The following is a 15718-nucleotide window of genomic DNA, read 5'->3' as shown; positions in this document are numbered from 1 at the left end:
ATAGGATAAGAGGCTTTTTTACAGTTGACCAATTTTCTGTAAAATAAGCCTCTTTTTTTATGAGTTATTTATAAAACTTGTAAATTCACAGATAAATAAAAATGTTGAATTTTTTAATTTAGTTTCTTATAATGGACTAGCTGTTACCTCTATTACTCACTTCAACTATTGCAACCCGCGTTCGCCGGGTCAACAAGTCATTTCTATTTCTCTTCGCATATCCCTTGCGAAATCATAATTTGTAAGACAACAATTAAATGCTAAAAAAACTAAATGGTAGTAAAAAGCTCATGTAATTGAAAGGAAGTATGCTTGGAAAAATATTATTGAAAGATAATTCTGAATATAGGAAAGAGAGAGATTGATTTGAAGCTATCACCAGTAGAACAAGAAAAACTACTCCTCCATGTGGCAGGAGAACTTGCGCTGAAAAGAAAAGCTCGCGGCTTAAAGCTAAATTATCCAGAAGCTGTTGCCCTTATTAGTAGTTTCATCATGGAGGGTGCTAGAGATGGAAAAACTGTCGCACAGCTAATGAGTGATGCTAAGCATGTTCTGACAGCAGAGGACGTAATGGAAGGTGTCGGTGACATGATTTCAGATGTACAGGTAGAATGTACCTTCCCAGATGGGACAAAGCTTGTCACAGTTCACCGTCCAATTCAGTAAAGGAGTGTTGGCAGATGATTCCTGGAGAAATCCGACCGAAAAATGGTGTGATTGAAATCAATGTGGGCAGGGCAACAAAAAAGGTTCTAGTAGCCAATACAGGTGACCGTCCGATTCAAGTAGGTTCACATTTTCATTTTATCGAAGTAAATAGATTTCTAGAATTTAATCGTGAAGATGCAATCGGTATGCATTTAAATATTCCATCAGGGACGGCAGTTCGCTTTGAACCTGGGGAAGAAAAGGAAGTAGAGCTTGTCGAATTTGGTGGGAAACAGCATGTCTTTGGCTTAAATAAGCTAACAGAAGGGTCAACTCACCATAAAGATGAAATTTTAGACAAGGCAATTGAAGGTGGCTTTAAAGGAGCGGAAGAAAAATGAAGGTAACACATGAAGCTTACGCGAAAATGTTCGGTCCTACAGTTGGCGACAAAGTGCGTTTAGCCGATACGGATTTGTGGATCGAAATTGAGAAGGACTATACATCCTATGGAGATGAAGGTGTCTTTGGTGGTGGTAAATCACTGCGTGTTTCAATGGGGCAAAATGGTAAAAATACACGCAATGAAGGTGTGCTAGATACAGTCATTACTAACGTCATCATTATCGATTATACAGGTATTGTGAAAGCTGATATCGGTATTAAAGATGGCCGAATTATTGGCATTGGCAAAGCAGGCAATCCAAATAGTATGGACGGCGTCGATCAGGATATGATTATCGGCGTAGGCACAGAGGTTTATGCAGGGGAAGGGCTTATAGCAACAGCTGGTGCCATTGATACACATATCCACTTCATTAGTCCCGATCAAGTTGAAACGGCCCTATTAGCAGGAACAACAACTTTTATTGGTGGCGGAACAGGACCTGCGGCAGGTTCAAAGGCGACAAGCTTAACTGCTGGTGAATGGCATCTACATCGCATGTTACAAGCTGTGGAAGGCTTCCCAATGAATGTGGGATTACTTGCAAAAGGTAGTGCCTCAGACCCAGCACCAATTATCGAGCAAGTTCGTGCGGGTGCCATCGGTTTGAAGATTCATGAGGACTGGGGGGCAACACCTTCCGCACTGGATCAAAGCTTAACCGTTGCAGACGAATACGATATTCAAGTAGCCCTGCACTCCGATACATTAAATGAAGCAGGGTTTGTGGAAGATACAATCAATGCCATCGATGGCCGTGTTATTCATATTTTCCATACAGAAGGTGCTGGTGGTGGACACGCGCCTGACCAGCTAGTAATGGCATCTTTACCAAATATTTTGCCAGCCTCGACGAATCCTACGAAACCATTTACGACGAACACGATTGATGAGCATTTAGATATGCTGATGGTGTGCCATCACTTAAAGCATGATGTGCCAGAAGATGTCGCATTCGCAGATTCACGTATCCGACCTGAAACAATTGCTGCAGAAGATATTATGCAGGACTTAGGAATATTGAGCATCATGTCTTCGGATTCACAGGCGATGGGTCGTGTGGGAGAGGTGACGATACGGACGTTCCAAACTGCGGACAAAATGAAAAAGCAACGTGGACCTTTGTCACAGGATGAGGGCAAGGAACACGATAATTATCGCGTTAAGCGGTATATGGCAAAGCTAAATATTAACCCAGCAATCGCACATGGTATTAGCCATGAGGTTGGTTCACTGGAAGAAGGAAAATTAGCCGATATTGTTCTATGGGAACCAGCGTTCTTTGGCGTAAAGGCAGAAGTGGTCATCAAGGCTGGTATAGCCGTTTATGGTATTACAGGTGATCCAAATGCATCTATTCCTACACCACAGCCAATGAAAGGCCGTCAGACTTATGGCTTCTATGGACAAGGACCTCAAAATTGTGGCATGACATTTTTACCGAAAATTGCGGTTGAAGAAGGCTTGCCAGAGAAATTAGGCTTAAAACGAATGATTGGGACGGTTTCGAATTGCCGAAATATTCGTAAATCTGACATGAAACTTAATAACGAGACGCCAGAAATTGATGTGAACCCAGAAACATATGAAGTAAAAATTGATGGTGAATTAGCAACATGTGAGCCGGTAGATGTACTACCAATGGCTCAACGATATTTCTTATTCTAAGCAATTAAAGTGAGAGTAACAGCCAATAAAAAAATATTGAGGTGCTAAACATATGTTAATCGAAAAAATCATTGGGAATATTGCCCACGAAGAAGAACATCAACAAAAGACAACAGAATGGATTGAGCTAGAATGGGAGGAACTAAGCAAACGAATTTTTCGCACAGAAACAGATCAAGGTACAGACATTGCTTTACGTCTAGAAGGTGATGAACCATTAAAATATGGCGATTTATTATTTGAGGATGATCACCGTCGTATAGCCATTCGTACAAAATTAGAGCCTGTCATTGTTATTACGCCCAAAGACATGCATGAAATGGGAAAATCAGCTTTCGAATTAGGAAATCGTCATACACCTTGCCTAATTGAAAACAATGAAATCATCGTACGAGCAGATCATACGATTAATCCATTATTAGATGAAATAGGGGTGCACTATGAAACAACAGAAAGACGTTTCAAGCAGCCGTTCAAATACCGTGGACACTCTCACTAATTTATCGATACTGCAACTTTTACAAATTCACGATTCGGCATTCCCGATAGGTTCATATACACATTCCTATGGTATGGAAACGTATATTCAAGAAGATCTCATTCGCACAAAGGAACAATTAATCGAATTTTGTCAGGGCTATTTATTTCATAATTTAGTGCACGGAGATGCGATTCTTATTCAAGAAGCATTCCATGCAGCTAAAGACAGGGATATTGCTCGACTGACAGAGCTCGATGAACTTTGTGGGGCTATGAAGCTTGCTAAGGAATCTAAAGAGGCGAGTGTTAATGTAGGGAAGCAATTTGTACGAACTGTGACACCGCTTATGGAATATCCTTTTTTATCGCAGTGGAAGGAGAAAATCGAGCGTGAAGAAGTGAAGGGACAATACGCCGTGCTTTATGGAATCTATTGCGAGGCGCTAGGTGTCAATGTCTTTCACGCAGTGATGACCTTTATGTATGCATCAATTAGCGGCCTAGTACAAAATGCTGTACGTGCAGTACCGTTTGGTCAGAATACAGGTGTCCAAGCATTGAATGAGCTATTGATTTCAGTAGAAGAAGCAACGCAAACAGTGATGTCATTAACGATGGATGATTTAACGAATAATGCGTTAGGGATTGAATTGGCATCCATGAAACATGAGTTTTTATATGCCAGATTATTTATTTCATAGAAAGAGAGAGGATAACAATGAAACCAATACGTATTGGTATCGGCGGCCCAGTTGGGTCAGGAAAAACATCTTTAGTAGATCAATTAACACGTGTGATGCATGAGCATTATCATGTAGCGGTTATCACAAATGATATTTATACAAGGGAAGACGCTCAATATTTAATAACGAATGGTGTTTTAGAGGAGGAGCGTATTATTGGTGTGGAAACAGGTGGTTGCCCTCATACAGCTATTCGTGAGGATGCATCGATGAATTTTGCAGCGATTGATGATTTAAATAAACGCTTCCAAGATTTAGATATTATTTTCATTGAAAGTGGTGGCGATAATCTATCTGCAACATTTAGTCCTGAGCTAGTGCATGGCTATATTTACGTAATTGATGTGGCAGAAGGACAGGATATCCCACGTAAAGGCGGTCCAGCGCTAACGCGTTCAGACTTACTATTAATCAATAAAACATCGTTGGCGCCTCATGTTGGGGTTGATCTAGAAATAATGGATCAGGATGTGAAAAAAATGCGTGGTGGCCGTCCCTATATTTTTGCAGATGTTCGTTCACAAACGAATGTAGATAAGGTGGTTGAATGGATTCAGCACCATATGCTACTTGAAGGTGCCGAAGCTGTTGACAACCATGCCTAATCAACAAAAGATCAATCATTTCGGCAAATTAGCAATGGCCTTTGAGCCTAGGAGGGGCTATACACGACTAGTTCATGTGTACCAGCAGCCTCCCTTAAAGGCTAGCCGTGAATTATATGAAGGTAGTGATCCAACTGCTACAGTATTTTTGATGGAGTCCTCTGGTGGGATGGTAGCGGGAGACCGCAATGAAATCAATGTCAAACTGGCACCAGAAAGTCGAGTAAGGCTTAAGCAACAATCAGCATTGAAAATCTATCCTTCGCATACAGGTGATCATTGTACCCAGGCTATTACGGTTGAAATTGCTGATGAAGCACGGTTAGAATGGCTTCCTGAAGTGACCATTCCATTTGAACGAGCCAAGTTTCAAGCGGATACAACTATTCACATGAAGGAGAGCTCGACATTAATTTGGGGTGAAATTATCGCACCAGGCCGAGAAATGCGGGGAGAAGTCTTTGATTATCAAGACTACCAATCTAAATATAAGGTTTATGTAGAGAATAAACTTATTGCGTTTGATTCCATCCATTTTAAACCACAGGAAATGAATTTTGCAGCGCTTGGCCTGCTCGAAAAGGCACTCTATATCGGTTCCTTATGGATTGTGTCACCACTTGTGAATAATATAAACATGAGAGATTTACAGGCTTTGATTCAGCAGGAGCAATCTCTTCAGGCAAGCGTAACAAAGCTAACAGATCAGGCGATTCATTGTAGATGGCTCGCCAAAGAGCAACGAACACTTCACAAGGAAATAAACCGTATGTTTGAACATATGACAGCATTACTGTAATTTCTTGTGATAAAGGAGATAGTGAATTGAAAAAGTTTTCAGTATGGATACTTCTAATGATACTTTGTCTTGCAGGCTGTACGAAAGAGTCCAGTCAAGGCGAGGAGAAACAGTCATCTGCTTCGTCAGCTTCTCAGGCGAATGAGCTTGTTTTTGCTTCTGAGTCAGAGTTTGCAGGTTTAAATCCACTTTTAGAGGAAACGAATTTGGATGCCTTTTTATTTAGAGGTTTGATGCGCTTCGATGAACAAAATGTACCTGTATTTGATATGGCTAAAAGTATTAATATATCAGATGACCAGATGACTTATACAATTGTGTTAAATGATCAGGTGACATTTCATGATGGGCAGGCTTTAACAGTCGACGATATTATTTTCACCATCGAAAGTATTCTTGATGATGCAAACGGCTCCTATTTAAAATCTGATTTTATCCATGTGACGGGCATGAAAAAAATCGACGACACGACAATGACCCTCCAATTAGATGAACCATTTACGCCGATGCTAGACAAATTAACTGTGCCTATTTTGCCAAAGCATGCCTTCGAAGGACAGGAAATGAGAACTGCATCATTTAATCAACAACCAATCGGTGCCGGTCCTTATATGTTTGAACAATGGGATAAAGGGACAAGCTTGACACTCAAAGCATTTCCTACTTTTTATGGTACAAAAGCTTCAATTGAGCAGGTCATTTTTAAATTTATTCCTGATAGCAATGTGCGTGCCTTACAGCTAAAATCAGGTGAGGTGGATATTGCATTACTTGATCCAAATCAGGTTGAGGAACTATCAAAAGTAGAACATTTAAAAATGTACGAGGTTGAATCCGCTGATTATCGCGGCGTTCTATTCAATATGAAGTATCCGATTTGGAAGGATGTTTCACTAAGAAAGGCGATTAGCTATGCAACGGACCGAGCTGGCATCGTAAAAGGTATTTTACATGGCTACGGCACAGAAGCTTATTCGCCACTACAAAAACATAATTTTGTGAATGAAAAAATCGAACATTATACTTACGATGTAAAAAAAGCAAATGAGCTGCTCGAGCAAGCAGGCTGGCAATTAGCTGATGACGGTTTCCGCTATAAAGAAGGTCAAAAATTAACATTTACCATTACCGCGCCCATTACGGATACTGTGCGTGTGAATATGGCCAATTATGTGGCGGAGGGCTATAAAGCTGTTGGGGCAGATGTGAAAGTGGCTGCACTGGATTGGAGCAATATTGTTATTGAAGAAACAGAAGCCTTTATGGTTGGATGGGGAAGTCCATATGATGCAGACCATCATACGTACAGCCTTTTCCATTCTGGAGAATCCAGTCTCACGAGTGCTGGCTATAATTACGGCAGCTATGCCAATGCAAAAGTGGACGCATTGCTAGAGGAAGGTCGTACTACGGTCGATCCTGAGCAACGGAAGAGAGTCTATATGGCATTGCAGGAGGAGCTAGCTCAAGATCCACCGTTTGCCTACTTTGCTTATGTGGATGCTGTCTATGGTATCGATAAACAAATTAGCGGTGTTAAAGAGCGAATTTTAGGTCACCATGGAGCAGGCTTCCTATGGAATGTCGAGGAGTGGAAATGGAATGATCGCTAAATGGCTTGGGAAGCGAGTGATAATGGGGACAATTGTCCTCATTATCGTGAGCTTCCTCTCTTTTTGCATGATGCACGCCGCTCCTGGCAATCCCGCAGCAGCTTATTATGGAGGCAATGCCCAAACATTAACGACGGCAGAGAAAGAACGTATTGAACAAGCCTTTGGACTCGATCAACCCGTACTCATACAGTATGGGACTTGGTTGGGGGAAGCAGTACAAGGTAATTTAGGGTACTCAGCTAAAGAAGGAAGACCTGTCTTGACGATTTTACTGGAGCGCTTACCGAATACGCTACAGCTCGTTGTTTTAACGTTAGTCCTAGTAACGATTGCCTCTATTTGGCTTGGCTTACAGGCTGGCATGAGGGAGGGCTCATTACTCGACCGTGGACTTTCTATCTTTAGTATTGCTAGCTCCGCGATACCACCATTTTGGCTAGGTATACTATTCATCATGGTCTTTGCTATAACATTAGGCTGGTTCCCATCTTCGGGAATGAATGATGTGCGGGGCGATGGAGGGTTCGTGGATCGTTTATATCATATGGCACTCCCGCTAGCAGTTCTCGTTATTTCTCATGTGGGCATCTTTGCCCGTTTTTTACAGGATAGTGTGAAAATAGAGAATCATAGCTACTATGTACAAGTGGCACGAGCGAATGGAGTATCTGAACGTGAAATTCGAACTATGATTTTACGAAATGCTGTCATTCCTTATATTAACTATGTCGGTGTGACCATCCCATCATTTTTCGGAGGCTCCATTGTAGTCGAAACATTATTTGGTTGGTCAGGCTTAGGACAGCTTTTGGTAAAATCCGTCATGCTCAAGGATTTTCCCGTTTTAATGGGGGCTATATTGATCATCGGCGTTGTTGTGGTCATCTGTTTATTTGTCATTGATATTTTGATGATTGGCTTGAACCCTCGATTAAGAAGAGGGGGATTTGTATGAGAAAACAGCGGAAGTACCCGATATTTTGGCTTGTACTTTTAGCTCTCATTTGTACAACGACTATTTTTTCTTCATTAGTAGCTCCTTTTGAGCCGAATATGATGGATATGAATCAAATTTATCAAGCACCGAATGCCATTCATTTATTAGGAACTGACCAGCTAGGGAGAGATGTACTTTCGCGCTTATTAGTCGGAGGAAAGGTGACGCTCCTCATTGCCACTGTGTCCGTTGTGCTATCTAGCATAATTGGCATCATTTATGGGGGCATAAGCGGATATTTCGGCGGTGTCATTGATGTTGTAATGATGCGTATTCTCGAGGCCTTTTTAACCATTCCTTCATTAGTGATCGTCTTAGCTCTACAGGCAATTATGCAGGGCAGTGTGTGGCGAATGGCAATGATTATGGGGCTTACAGGCTGGTTTGTTACTGCTCGTATCGTCCGCTCTGAGTTTATCCGGTTAAAGGAACAAGAATTTGTGCAGATGGCGAAAATGTTCCGCACGCCGCTGTGGAAAATTCTCTTTGGGCATTTATTGCGTAATTGTATCCCTGCGTTATTTGTGGTGACCATCTTTAATTTTGCTGGGGCTATTTTTACTGAAGTTTCCTTAAGCTTTTTAGGAATTGGTGTCCCACCAGCTACTCCATCATGGGGAACAATGCTGTACACAGCGCAAAATGATTTACTTGTGGGGGCTTGGTGGATGGGGCTTTTCCCTGGGCTGTTAATTTTTATAACGATTTTATGTGTGCAAGTTATTGGAGGTACTTTCAAACAAGGAGGGAGCCGATCGCATGTTTAAGGTTGACAATTTGGCTGTTCGCTTATCCGGCAAATCCCTTATTCAAGGTTTGACTTTTACTGTGCCTAAAGGGCATATTACGGCTATCATTGGTGAGAGTGGTAGTGGTAAAAGTACGACTCTTTCAGCTCTGCTTGGGATGCTGCCAGCACGAGCAAGTATGGAAGGCTCGATTTTATTTAATGAAAAAAACCTCATGGACATGTCTGAACAGGAGCGTGTGGAGCTACGGAAAAAGCATTTCTTTAGCATTTTTCAGGATGCCACGAATAGTTTTTCACCAACTCAAAAAATGAAGCAGCAACTCTATCGGTTGACGGCTTCGAGGGTGGGACATAAGGAAGAAGAATTTTTAAGTAAAATCATGGCAATTTTAAAGGAATTAAACTTACCGGAGGATGTGCTACAACGCTATCCATTTGAGCTTTCTGGCGGTATGCTACAACGCTGCATGCTTGCCTGCGCCTTCTATAATGAACCCGATGTTTTAATGGCAGATGAACCGACCTCTGCTCTAGATATGCTCCATCAACAAGAATTTATCAAATTGCTAAAAAATCTCCATGCCCGCCTTGGGACGACCATTCTCTTTATTACCCATGATTTAGGGGTTGCTAAGATTGCTGATTCCATGCTGGTGATGAAAAATGGTGAAATTGTAGAAAGTGGGCAAGTATCGGAAATTTTTAAGGAGCCCAAGCATCCATATACGAAGCGGCTTGTCGCTCATCATTTTTAGGAGGCGTTGATATTGTTGCTTCATGTTGACCAGGTGAATAAAAGCTATCGAGCAGGACAGCAAATATTGAAGAATATAAACCTAACAGTTGGAAAAGGTGAAATCGTAGGGCTTGTGGGAGAAAGCGGTAGTGGAAAAAGTACTTTGGCCAAACTAATTATGCAGCTAGAAAAGCCTGAAAAAGGGGCTCTGTTTTTTGAAGATCAATTAATGACGAAGCAAAATCGCTCGTATTTTTATGAAAATTGCCAAATCATTTTTCAAAATGCTACGGCTGCCTTAAACCCCGTGTGGACCGTCAGGGAATTGTTGCGCGAGCCCATACAGGTGGCACACAAGTCCTTCACGGACCGCGAACTACAGACAATGCTTGAAATGGTAAAGCTCCCATCGGATATTTTAGAAGCCCTGCCTTCTGAGCTAAGTGGAGGGGAGCGACAACGGGTTAATTTACTAAGATCGATTTTAGTCGAACCTCAACTATTAGTATGTGATGAAATCGTTTCGAGCTTAGACCGCTTGATTCAACGAGAGATAATCGATTTATTAGTGACTTTAAATAAAGAAAAAAACGTGGCGATTTTATTTATCTCGCATGATTTAAAGGCAGTTTCTTATTTGTGTAATCGCATTTACGTGATGAAATCGGGTGAAATTGTTGATGAGAGCCGTAAATGCGAAGGTGGCTTTGCTTTTACAGACAAGTATGCGCAAATGCTCTTCCAAGCCGTAGAAAACGAATAATATGAAAATAAACCGAAAAACACTTTCCTTTTTTGAATGGAAGGTGTTTTTTATTTTTGTATCAATGATCTGAGTGGGGCGGTCAAATCCTCAGTGATGCTATAAATTGTATAGGTATCCTTTACGTTCTGTTGATCTACTTCCCCTAACCAAAGATGAAAGCCATATTGGTTTTCAGCCGTATACACTACTTGTACGTCAAATTGTGGGATAGCCATATTGACAATTCCCTTATTTCTTACTGCTGTCGTCATTCCTTCCTGGAATAGATTGAGACAATTCTCATCCTCATATTCTTTCATAAAATCACTATGCACAAAACCAAATTCAACGCTGTTAGAAAAGCTGATCTTAGCCAATTTCCCACCTGCAAGCTCCTCATTTGTACAGCCTAAAACAACAATGGCTAATAGGGACATGACTATGACTAGCAATGTTCGCTATAAGCCATCTCCTTTATAGAATAAATATTACAAAAACGAGGGTCGTAGCCCAGTTTTCATCATAATATAGTAAACAAACAAAAGCTGAAAGGGGATAAAGCATGGGTTTATTTGATGGATTAATTGGCAATGCAAGCGAGGTGAATTTTGAAAAATTACAGGAGGAGGTCAATGATTTACTAATTCCAAACGAAACCATTAAAAATGCCTATAAAATTATTAGAGACATATTTATTTTTACGAATAAACGATTAATCCTCATTGATAAGCAAGGAGTGACTGGCAAGAAAACGGAATACCATTCCATCCCCTATAAAAATATTGTCCATTTTTCAGTAGAAACGGCTGGTACATTTGATTTAGATGCGGAGTTAAAAATATGGGTATCAGGCAGTTCATTACCCATCCAAAAAAACTTCAATAAGGCGACCAATATTTATAAGGTGCAAAGTGTTTTAGCACAGTATGTTTTAGGCTCGAATTAATGGTATACTATCGTATCAAAAGCAAAACCCATCCAAAGCCCGCCTATATGCGAGGCTTTTTTTGTGCTTAGAGGGAAGACCATATTGTTAGATGTAGTTAAAAGTATATGGAAACTTTCGTATTACATATATTTTTGCATTAAAAGCAATTTATGATATGTCAGAGGTATTTATCTAAGAAAAAAGTTGCTCGTTTTTACTACCTTAGGTAATATTATCCAAAGGGGGATTTTTATGTTGGAAGAAAAAAGAACATGTGAGGATATAAGAACTAAATTGATGCTCGATTTGCAAAGAATAGAGAAGGACGAGTATCAGTTACGCGAAGGTGAGCAGCATCAAGATTACGTCCCTTTGTTACTTCAATTTATCGGTGATCCTCAGCCAGAATTACGAGATAATCTCATTTATCCGATGTTTTATATGTGGATAAAGGAAGAGAATAGGTTCAGTGAAGAGGAGTTGCGTAGCTTCTTATCTGTTTTGACTGATAAGAACCATTTGTTTTATCATATCGGCAGCGAGGAGGATCAGTCAGTTTTTACAAGGACATTCTCTGCCTTGCCTATCGCTTTGATTGTCCAACGCCATAGACAAAATCCATTTTTCACTCAAGTGGAGATTGAGCAATTATTACATACAATGCTCCGTTACTATAAAGAAGAGAAGGATCTACGAGGTTACCTTTCAGAAGGAGGCTGGGCTCACAGCGCGTCTCACGGTGCCGATGTTCTTGCCGAGCTGGTGCAGTGTAAAGAGTGCAGCACCGTCATGCGGGGTGAGATTCTTGTCGCTATTTCTGAGAAGCTCAATAATGGTAGACATATTTTTAGCGATGAGGATGATGAGCGATTGGTCAACATCGTGGATGGGATCATTGACAATGAGCTACTTCCACATCAAGAAATCGTAGATTGGATTAGTAGCTTAGCGCAATGTTGTACTTTGCCGAGAAGCCGCAGTCAGGTAATTACCCGCGTAAACAACAAGAATTTTATACGTAGTCTCTACTTCAGAAGAGGCCAAGATAGCCGACAGAATGAGCTTCACACGGTCATGCTTGCTACGGAGGCAAAATTAAATAGATTTTCTATTCGTTAAAAGAACGTGGAGGCATTCCCAAAAGGTTGGTACGCCACTATTTAAAAAAGACACGAAAAAGACAGTTAAAAGAGCGCCTTGTTTATACTAAAGCCTTTTTTATTTTGATTTTTCGATTTAAAATCAATGATTATTTTATGATATTCATTTTATAAAGTATTTAAGTAGTCACCATATGAAGAATGATGCGATTATGTATATCGATGATGATGAAATTATATTCCACTGGGATGATAGGGCACGTTCAATCTGTTCCGAATTAGATACAGCAGAACCTATCGAATTGCTAGCGACCTTGCACAATCACCTAAAGTAATAACTTAAACTGAAACATACACGCGCCAACGAGTTGAGTCCTCCGTTTTGCACCAACATGATGGACAATAATTATGCTAGAGTCAGTGCCAGCTATGAATATGAAGGATCGTTGCGCCGACAGTGATTATTGAAAACTAGGTGCCCAAATTCCTAGTTTTTCTATTCTAATAAGCAGAATATTCTTTAATGGAATAGGAAAATCCATCATAAATATTGAAGAATGATATTATATAATGCTATGGAAAGTCCTAAAATACTAGCTTTCATTTTAGCTGGATGATTTTTTTTACTCCGAAACAAGTAAAAGAATACTACTATAAATCCTAAAGGAATCCAAAGCTGAAAGATACCATCTTTTGTGCTGCGAGAAAAGATTGGTGCAATGTAAGTACTAATTAGAAAGTAAAAGTAAATAGTAAAACGTCTTGTTTCTAATTCCTTGCTCCACTTTACTAAAAAGAAAATAACGATGATTGCGATAATTGTAATTTGTAAGGGTGGTAGAAAAACAGAACCGCCACCAAATTTAAATTCCACTATGTATTCCCTCCTTTGTTACAGTATACCACCATTTATAGTAAAAATTGTGTTGTTCAAGGGAATCGCATCCGTAAACGTGTTTGAGTTCGGGTATATATAGTAGCGAATTTAATGCCTTCATTTCGCAATATGACGTATTTATCATATGAAAGCTAGAACGTTTAAAACAAAGGAGAATTTACGAACTAGCTTTAAAATAGTGCAAAAAACTCCTTATTTCGTAATTGGCTATAGCTGAAAAAGAACGCGATTTAATCTTAGAGCTAACGCAAGAAGGTAAAACAATTGCAAAACAACGCGATGATTTTTGGGAAGGTAGACCAAAGAAATTTGATAAGAAACTGTTAGACACTGCAATGCAACTATTGGAATCGAATAGTTGTAATGAAGTCGAAGCAAAGCTGGGAATTTCAGTCGCAACTTTAGCGAGAAAAAGAAGAAAACGAAAAGCGAAATTGATTAACGATTATGCAAATAATCTTGATTGATTTTTTGCGTTGAAAGTTCGTGACTCAAAAGCCTCTAGGCTGATTGGTGCTTTCTAGTCTTATTACTTTGCACATAACCTATTTATATTGTTAAATAATGGATTTTTCAAATGGATTGTTAAAATTCAATTAACGGAACTGGTTCGTTGAAGAAGTGTGAATAGTAAAACCTTGTAGGGAGGGGTGAGAAAAATCGTTGAAAAAATAGAAACGAATAGTAAATCTATAATTTCATTAACTCTTGGCATTCTTTCAATCATAGTTCCACTTATTGGATTAGTTTTTGGGATTATTGGAGTAGTTTTATCAAGAATAGCAACAAAGGAAATTTCTAAAAGAAATGAAAATGGTAGAGGGCTAGCCATTTCTGGTTTAATTTGTAACGTGATTGGGATTATCATTCAAACCTTTGCAGTATTGTCTATTATTGCATTTTATTCATTAACCAGTATAAGTTAATATTGCAGGTTCTTATTTACTAATAGGTGCTTTAGCTTACTAGTAGACCTCAAAAAATGTCTCTATAACTGGGGCGGTTAATCGCAAACTACAGTATTGGCAATGATGATCGTCATAATTTTTATATAGTAAGCGTATTGTAATCTAAAAATTAGTAGGAATGCATGCGATTTAGCCGTATGAACGCATTATGAGGCAAAAGAATAACAAGTAAAAAGTGTCTTTTCAATCTGAGTTAAATAGATTGCAAGATAGTAATATAGAAACTGGAAGATTTTATGTTATTTGACATCGGAAAAAGACTACCTTACAATTGAGTTTAATAGTCTACAAGGAATGTATAAAACACAGCATTCCTTCACAACTGAATAGCGTGTAGTACTAGGTGTAAATTGCGTGCAATTTGCTTAAAAGGGAAGTCGGTGTGAATCCGACACTGTCCCGCAACTGTAAATGTGAGCGACTTTTCAGCAACCACTGTCAAATGATGGGAAGGGGAAAAGTGGCGATGACCATGAGTCAGGATACCTGCCTAGTTACGAGTACACACCATAAACCTACGAGGAATAGGAGGTGGCATGTTGACAAAACAGAATGCTCTGTTCGTCACAGTACGTCAAACGCCCAAAGTTCATGAAAGGGTTCACTTTAGAACTCCTTCGCATTTACTTAGGGTTTGTTTGGCATTGTGTGATGAAGCACATTAAAGCGAAGGATTTCCTCAAACATAGTAGGAAGTCCTTTTTGTTTTGAAAATATGTACGCAAAGGGGATGCACAGAGGATGAATATTCATGCAACGACAACACAGGAAACACCTTTTGTAGATATGACGATTTGTAAGCAGCCACGGACAGAAATTGCCAAGAAAGCGAAAACAAGAATGGTGGTCGAATCACTAATTGATCAATTATTAGCAACGAAACTGATTCGCAACGATCGCTTTTTTGAGCAAATCTTATATAATAAAGACATTATTTGGATACAAAATGGGGAGGTAGAGGGCCATCTTTTTGCTCAGGCGAATTTAACAGATCAACTGAAAACGAAGACGAATAGCTTTATGATGTATATGCCAACGAACCCTATTGTTTATGAGGTGAATGGGGAGCAGTACCACTTAATTACACGCATTGATTCAACACGAGCAAAGCCTAATCTTGACCGTCTTTCACAGGAGCCCAATCCAGTGTTAAGCGCTGCACGTGTCAATGATTTACTATGCTCAATTGTCATACGTTTTTATGAAACGTATATGAACGATTTAGAGCAAATTCCTCATCAGGATAAACTAATTGCATTTGCGCAGCAGGAATACACGCAGTTTCTTCAAGCCGTTCAGGACTTAAATGATTTTCACTTTAATTGGCATCCACGCGGGAACGGCCACGAGCTATTATTAACATTAATTGATCAGCTACAAATATTAAAAAGTCAGCCTGGAAAAGTAGTTATCGACTTCACGAATACGCAAGGTTATGTGGTGGTTGAACCTGCCTATCCGGTGCACAAGCCTTCAAAGAAAGCTGTTGGTGCCATATAAAAGCAAGCCCTCCATGAAGCGGAGGGCTTGCTTTATTTTTTGTATGGTTATTCTACCTTCATCTGAAATACTAGTCCAACAGATTTTC

At 39.8% G+C, this 15718-nt stretch carries 19 protein-coding genes and 1 riboswitch; of the genes, 17 read left to right on the top strand and 2 right to left on the bottom strand.

What is annotated here, in order from left to right; genetic code table 11:
• Positions 1 to 366: 366 nt before the first annotated feature.
• The 12 genes from ureA to AC07YC_RS16595 are packed head-to-tail and all read left to right on the top strand — an operon-like array spanning position 367 to position 10254.
• On the top strand, positions 367 to 669 hold the full coding sequence (gene ureA, locus AC07YC_RS16650; protein ID WP_036080666.1) for an urease subunit gamma: 303 nt from the start codon (positions 367 to 369) through the stop codon (positions 667 to 669).
• Positions 670 to 683: 14 nt separating this feature from the next.
• On the top strand, positions 684 to 1052 hold the full coding sequence (locus AC07YC_RS16645) for an urease subunit beta (RefSeq protein ID WP_008174848.1): 369 nt from the start codon (positions 684 to 686) through the stop codon (positions 1050 to 1052).
• Complete coding sequence (gene ureC, locus AC07YC_RS16640) at positions 1049 to 2764, top strand: urease subunit alpha (protein ID WP_336634783.1); 1716 nt, start codon at positions 1049 to 1051, stop codon at positions 2762 to 2764. The genes AC07YC_RS16645 and ureC overlap by 4 nt, the downstream gene beginning before the upstream one ends.
• Positions 2765 to 2816: 52 nt before the next feature.
• Complete coding sequence (locus tag AC07YC_RS16635) at positions 2817 to 3263, top strand: urease accessory protein UreE (RefSeq protein WP_494919909.1); 447 nt, start codon at positions 2817 to 2819, stop codon at positions 3261 to 3263.
• Complete coding sequence (locus tag AC07YC_RS16630) at positions 3205 to 3945, top strand: urease accessory protein UreF (protein ID WP_336634781.1); 741 nt, start codon at positions 3205 to 3207, stop codon at positions 3943 to 3945. The genes AC07YC_RS16635 and AC07YC_RS16630 overlap by 59 nt, the downstream gene beginning before the upstream one ends.
• Before the next feature lie 17 nt (positions 3946 to 3962).
• Positions 3963 to 4592, top strand: coding sequence for an urease accessory protein UreG (ureG, locus tag AC07YC_RS16625; RefSeq protein WP_008174842.1), 630 nt, complete (start codon positions 3963 to 3965; stop codon positions 4590 to 4592).
• Positions 4585 to 5391 (top strand): urease accessory protein UreD, encoded by an 807-nt coding sequence (locus AC07YC_RS16620; protein ID WP_494919908.1) that lies wholly within the window; start codon positions 4585 to 4587, stop codon positions 5389 to 5391. The genes ureG and AC07YC_RS16620 overlap by 8 nt, the downstream gene beginning before the upstream one ends.
• A 26-nt stretch (positions 5392 to 5417) precedes the next feature.
• Positions 5418 to 7004 carry an ABC transporter substrate-binding protein gene (locus AC07YC_RS16615; protein WP_494919907.1) on the top strand — a complete coding sequence of 529 codons (1587 nt, stop codon included), beginning with the start codon at positions 5418 to 5420 and terminating at the stop codon, positions 7002 to 7004.
• On the top strand, positions 6994 to 7962 hold the full coding sequence (locus tag AC07YC_RS16610) for an ABC transporter permease (protein ID WP_336634779.1): 969 nt from the start codon (positions 6994 to 6996) through the stop codon (positions 7960 to 7962). The genes AC07YC_RS16615 and AC07YC_RS16610 overlap by 11 nt, the downstream gene beginning before the upstream one ends.
• A complete protein-coding gene (locus AC07YC_RS16605; protein ID WP_494919906.1) occupies positions 7959 to 8771 on the top strand; it encodes an ABC transporter permease in 813 nt (270 codons plus the stop codon). Before AC07YC_RS16610 ends, AC07YC_RS16605 begins: the two co-directional genes overlap by 4 nt.
• Positions 8764 to 9510 (top strand): ATP-binding cassette domain-containing protein, encoded by a 747-nt coding sequence (locus AC07YC_RS16600; protein ID WP_494919905.1) that lies wholly within the window; start codon positions 8764 to 8766, stop codon positions 9508 to 9510. The genes AC07YC_RS16605 and AC07YC_RS16600 overlap by 8 nt, the downstream gene beginning before the upstream one ends.
• A gap of 12 nt (positions 9511 to 9522) precedes the next feature.
• Positions 9523 to 10254 carry an ABC transporter ATP-binding protein gene (locus AC07YC_RS16595; protein WP_494919904.1) on the top strand — a complete coding sequence of 244 codons (732 nt, stop codon included), beginning with the start codon at positions 9523 to 9525 and terminating at the stop codon, positions 10252 to 10254.
• Positions 10255 to 10304: 50 nt separating this feature from the next.
• Here the strand turns inward: AC07YC_RS16595 and AC07YC_RS16590 are convergent, their stop codons facing one another.
• Complete coding sequence (locus AC07YC_RS16590; RefSeq protein ID WP_494919903.1) at positions 10305 to 10673, bottom strand: YhfM domain-containing protein; 369 nt, start codon at positions 10671 to 10673, stop codon at positions 10305 to 10307.
• A gap of 125 nt (positions 10674 to 10798) precedes the next feature.
• Between AC07YC_RS16590 and AC07YC_RS16585 the strand changes: the two genes are divergently transcribed.
• The gene (locus AC07YC_RS16585) at positions 10799 to 11182 is read left to right on the top strand and encodes a PH domain-containing protein (RefSeq protein WP_008174827.1); all 384 of its coding nucleotides are present in this window, start codon (positions 10799 to 10801) and stop codon (positions 11180 to 11182) included.
• Positions 11183 to 11461: 279 nt separating this feature from the next.
• Positions 11462 to 12283 carry a DUF2785 domain-containing protein gene (locus AC07YC_RS16580; protein ID WP_494920017.1) on the top strand — a complete coding sequence of 274 codons (822 nt, stop codon included), beginning with the start codon at positions 11462 to 11464 and terminating at the stop codon, positions 12281 to 12283.
• A 522-nt stretch (positions 12284 to 12805) separates the two neighbouring features.
• On the opposite strand, the gene AC07YC_RS16575 is transcribed toward AC07YC_RS16580, so the two are convergent.
• Positions 12806 to 13138: a hypothetical protein gene (locus AC07YC_RS16575; protein WP_336634773.1), complete on the bottom strand. Its 333-nt coding sequence runs from the start codon at positions 13136 to 13138 to the stop codon at positions 12806 to 12808.
• 227 nt (positions 13139 to 13365) lie between these two features.
• On the opposite strand from AC07YC_RS16575, the gene AC07YC_RS16570 reads away from it, so the two are divergent.
• The 3 genes from AC07YC_RS16570 to AC07YC_RS16560 all read left to right on the top strand — a co-directional run bounded on the left by AC07YC_RS16570 (position 13366) and on the right by AC07YC_RS16560 (position 15630).
• A complete protein-coding gene (locus AC07YC_RS16570; RefSeq protein WP_494919902.1) occupies positions 13366 to 13629 on the top strand; it encodes a hypothetical protein in 264 nt (87 codons plus the stop codon).
• A 183-nt stretch (positions 13630 to 13812) separates the two neighbouring features.
• A complete protein-coding gene (locus AC07YC_RS16565) occupies positions 13813 to 14088 on the top strand; it encodes a DUF4190 domain-containing protein (protein WP_494919901.1) in 276 nt (91 codons plus the stop codon).
• A 366-nt stretch (positions 14089 to 14454) separates the two neighbouring features.
• Positions 14455 to 14638: riboswitch (cobalamin riboswitch) on the top strand.
• Between the two features lie 233 nt (positions 14639 to 14871).
• Positions 14872 to 15630, top strand: a complete 759-nt coding sequence (locus AC07YC_RS16560; protein WP_494919900.1) for a hypothetical protein — start codon at positions 14872 to 14874, stop codon at positions 15628 to 15630.
• Positions 15631 to 15718 lie beyond the last annotated feature (88 nt).

The organism is Lysinibacillus sp. GW247-5R2A (genome assembly GCF_059424475.1).
This window is presented reverse-complemented; position numbering and strand designations above follow the sequence as displayed.

Coding starts and splice junctions, on each gene's coding strand:
- AC07YC_RS16645 (WP_008174848.1), top strand. CDS start 684: ATGATTCCTGGAGAAATCCGACCGAAAAATGGTGTGATTGAAATCAAT.
- ureC (WP_336634783.1), top strand. CDS start 1,049: ATGAAGGTAACACATGAAGCTTACGCGAAAATGTTCGGTCCTACAGTT.
- AC07YC_RS16635 (WP_494919909.1), top strand. CDS start 2,817: ATGTTAATCGAAAAAATCATTGGGAATATTGCCCACGAAGAAGAACAT.
- AC07YC_RS16630 (WP_336634781.1), top strand. CDS start 3,205: ATGAAACAACAGAAAGACGTTTCAAGCAGCCGTTCAAATACCGTGGAC.
- ureG (WP_008174842.1), top strand. CDS start 3,963: ATGAAACCAATACGTATTGGTATCGGCGGCCCAGTTGGGTCAGGAAAA.
- AC07YC_RS16620 (WP_494919908.1), top strand. CDS start 4,585: ATGCCTAATCAACAAAAGATCAATCATTTCGGCAAATTAGCAATGGCC.
- AC07YC_RS16610 (WP_336634779.1), top strand. CDS start 6,994: ATGATCGCTAAATGGCTTGGGAAGCGAGTGATAATGGGGACAATTGTC.
- AC07YC_RS16605 (WP_494919906.1), top strand. CDS start 7,959: ATGAGAAAACAGCGGAAGTACCCGATATTTTGGCTTGTACTTTTAGCT.
- AC07YC_RS16600 (WP_494919905.1), top strand. CDS start 8,764: ATGTTTAAGGTTGACAATTTGGCTGTTCGCTTATCCGGCAAATCCCTT.
- AC07YC_RS16590 (WP_494919903.1), bottom strand. CDS start 10,673: ATGTCCCTATTAGCCATTGTTGTTTTAGGCTGTACAAATGAGGAGCTT.
- AC07YC_RS16585 (WP_008174827.1), top strand. CDS start 10,799: ATGGGTTTATTTGATGGATTAATTGGCAATGCAAGCGAGGTGAATTTT.
- AC07YC_RS16580 (WP_494920017.1), top strand. CDS start 11,462: ATGCTCGATTTGCAAAGAATAGAGAAGGACGAGTATCAGTTACGCGAA.
- AC07YC_RS16560 (WP_494919900.1), top strand. CDS start 14,872: ATGAATATTCATGCAACGACAACACAGGAAACACCTTTTGTAGATATG.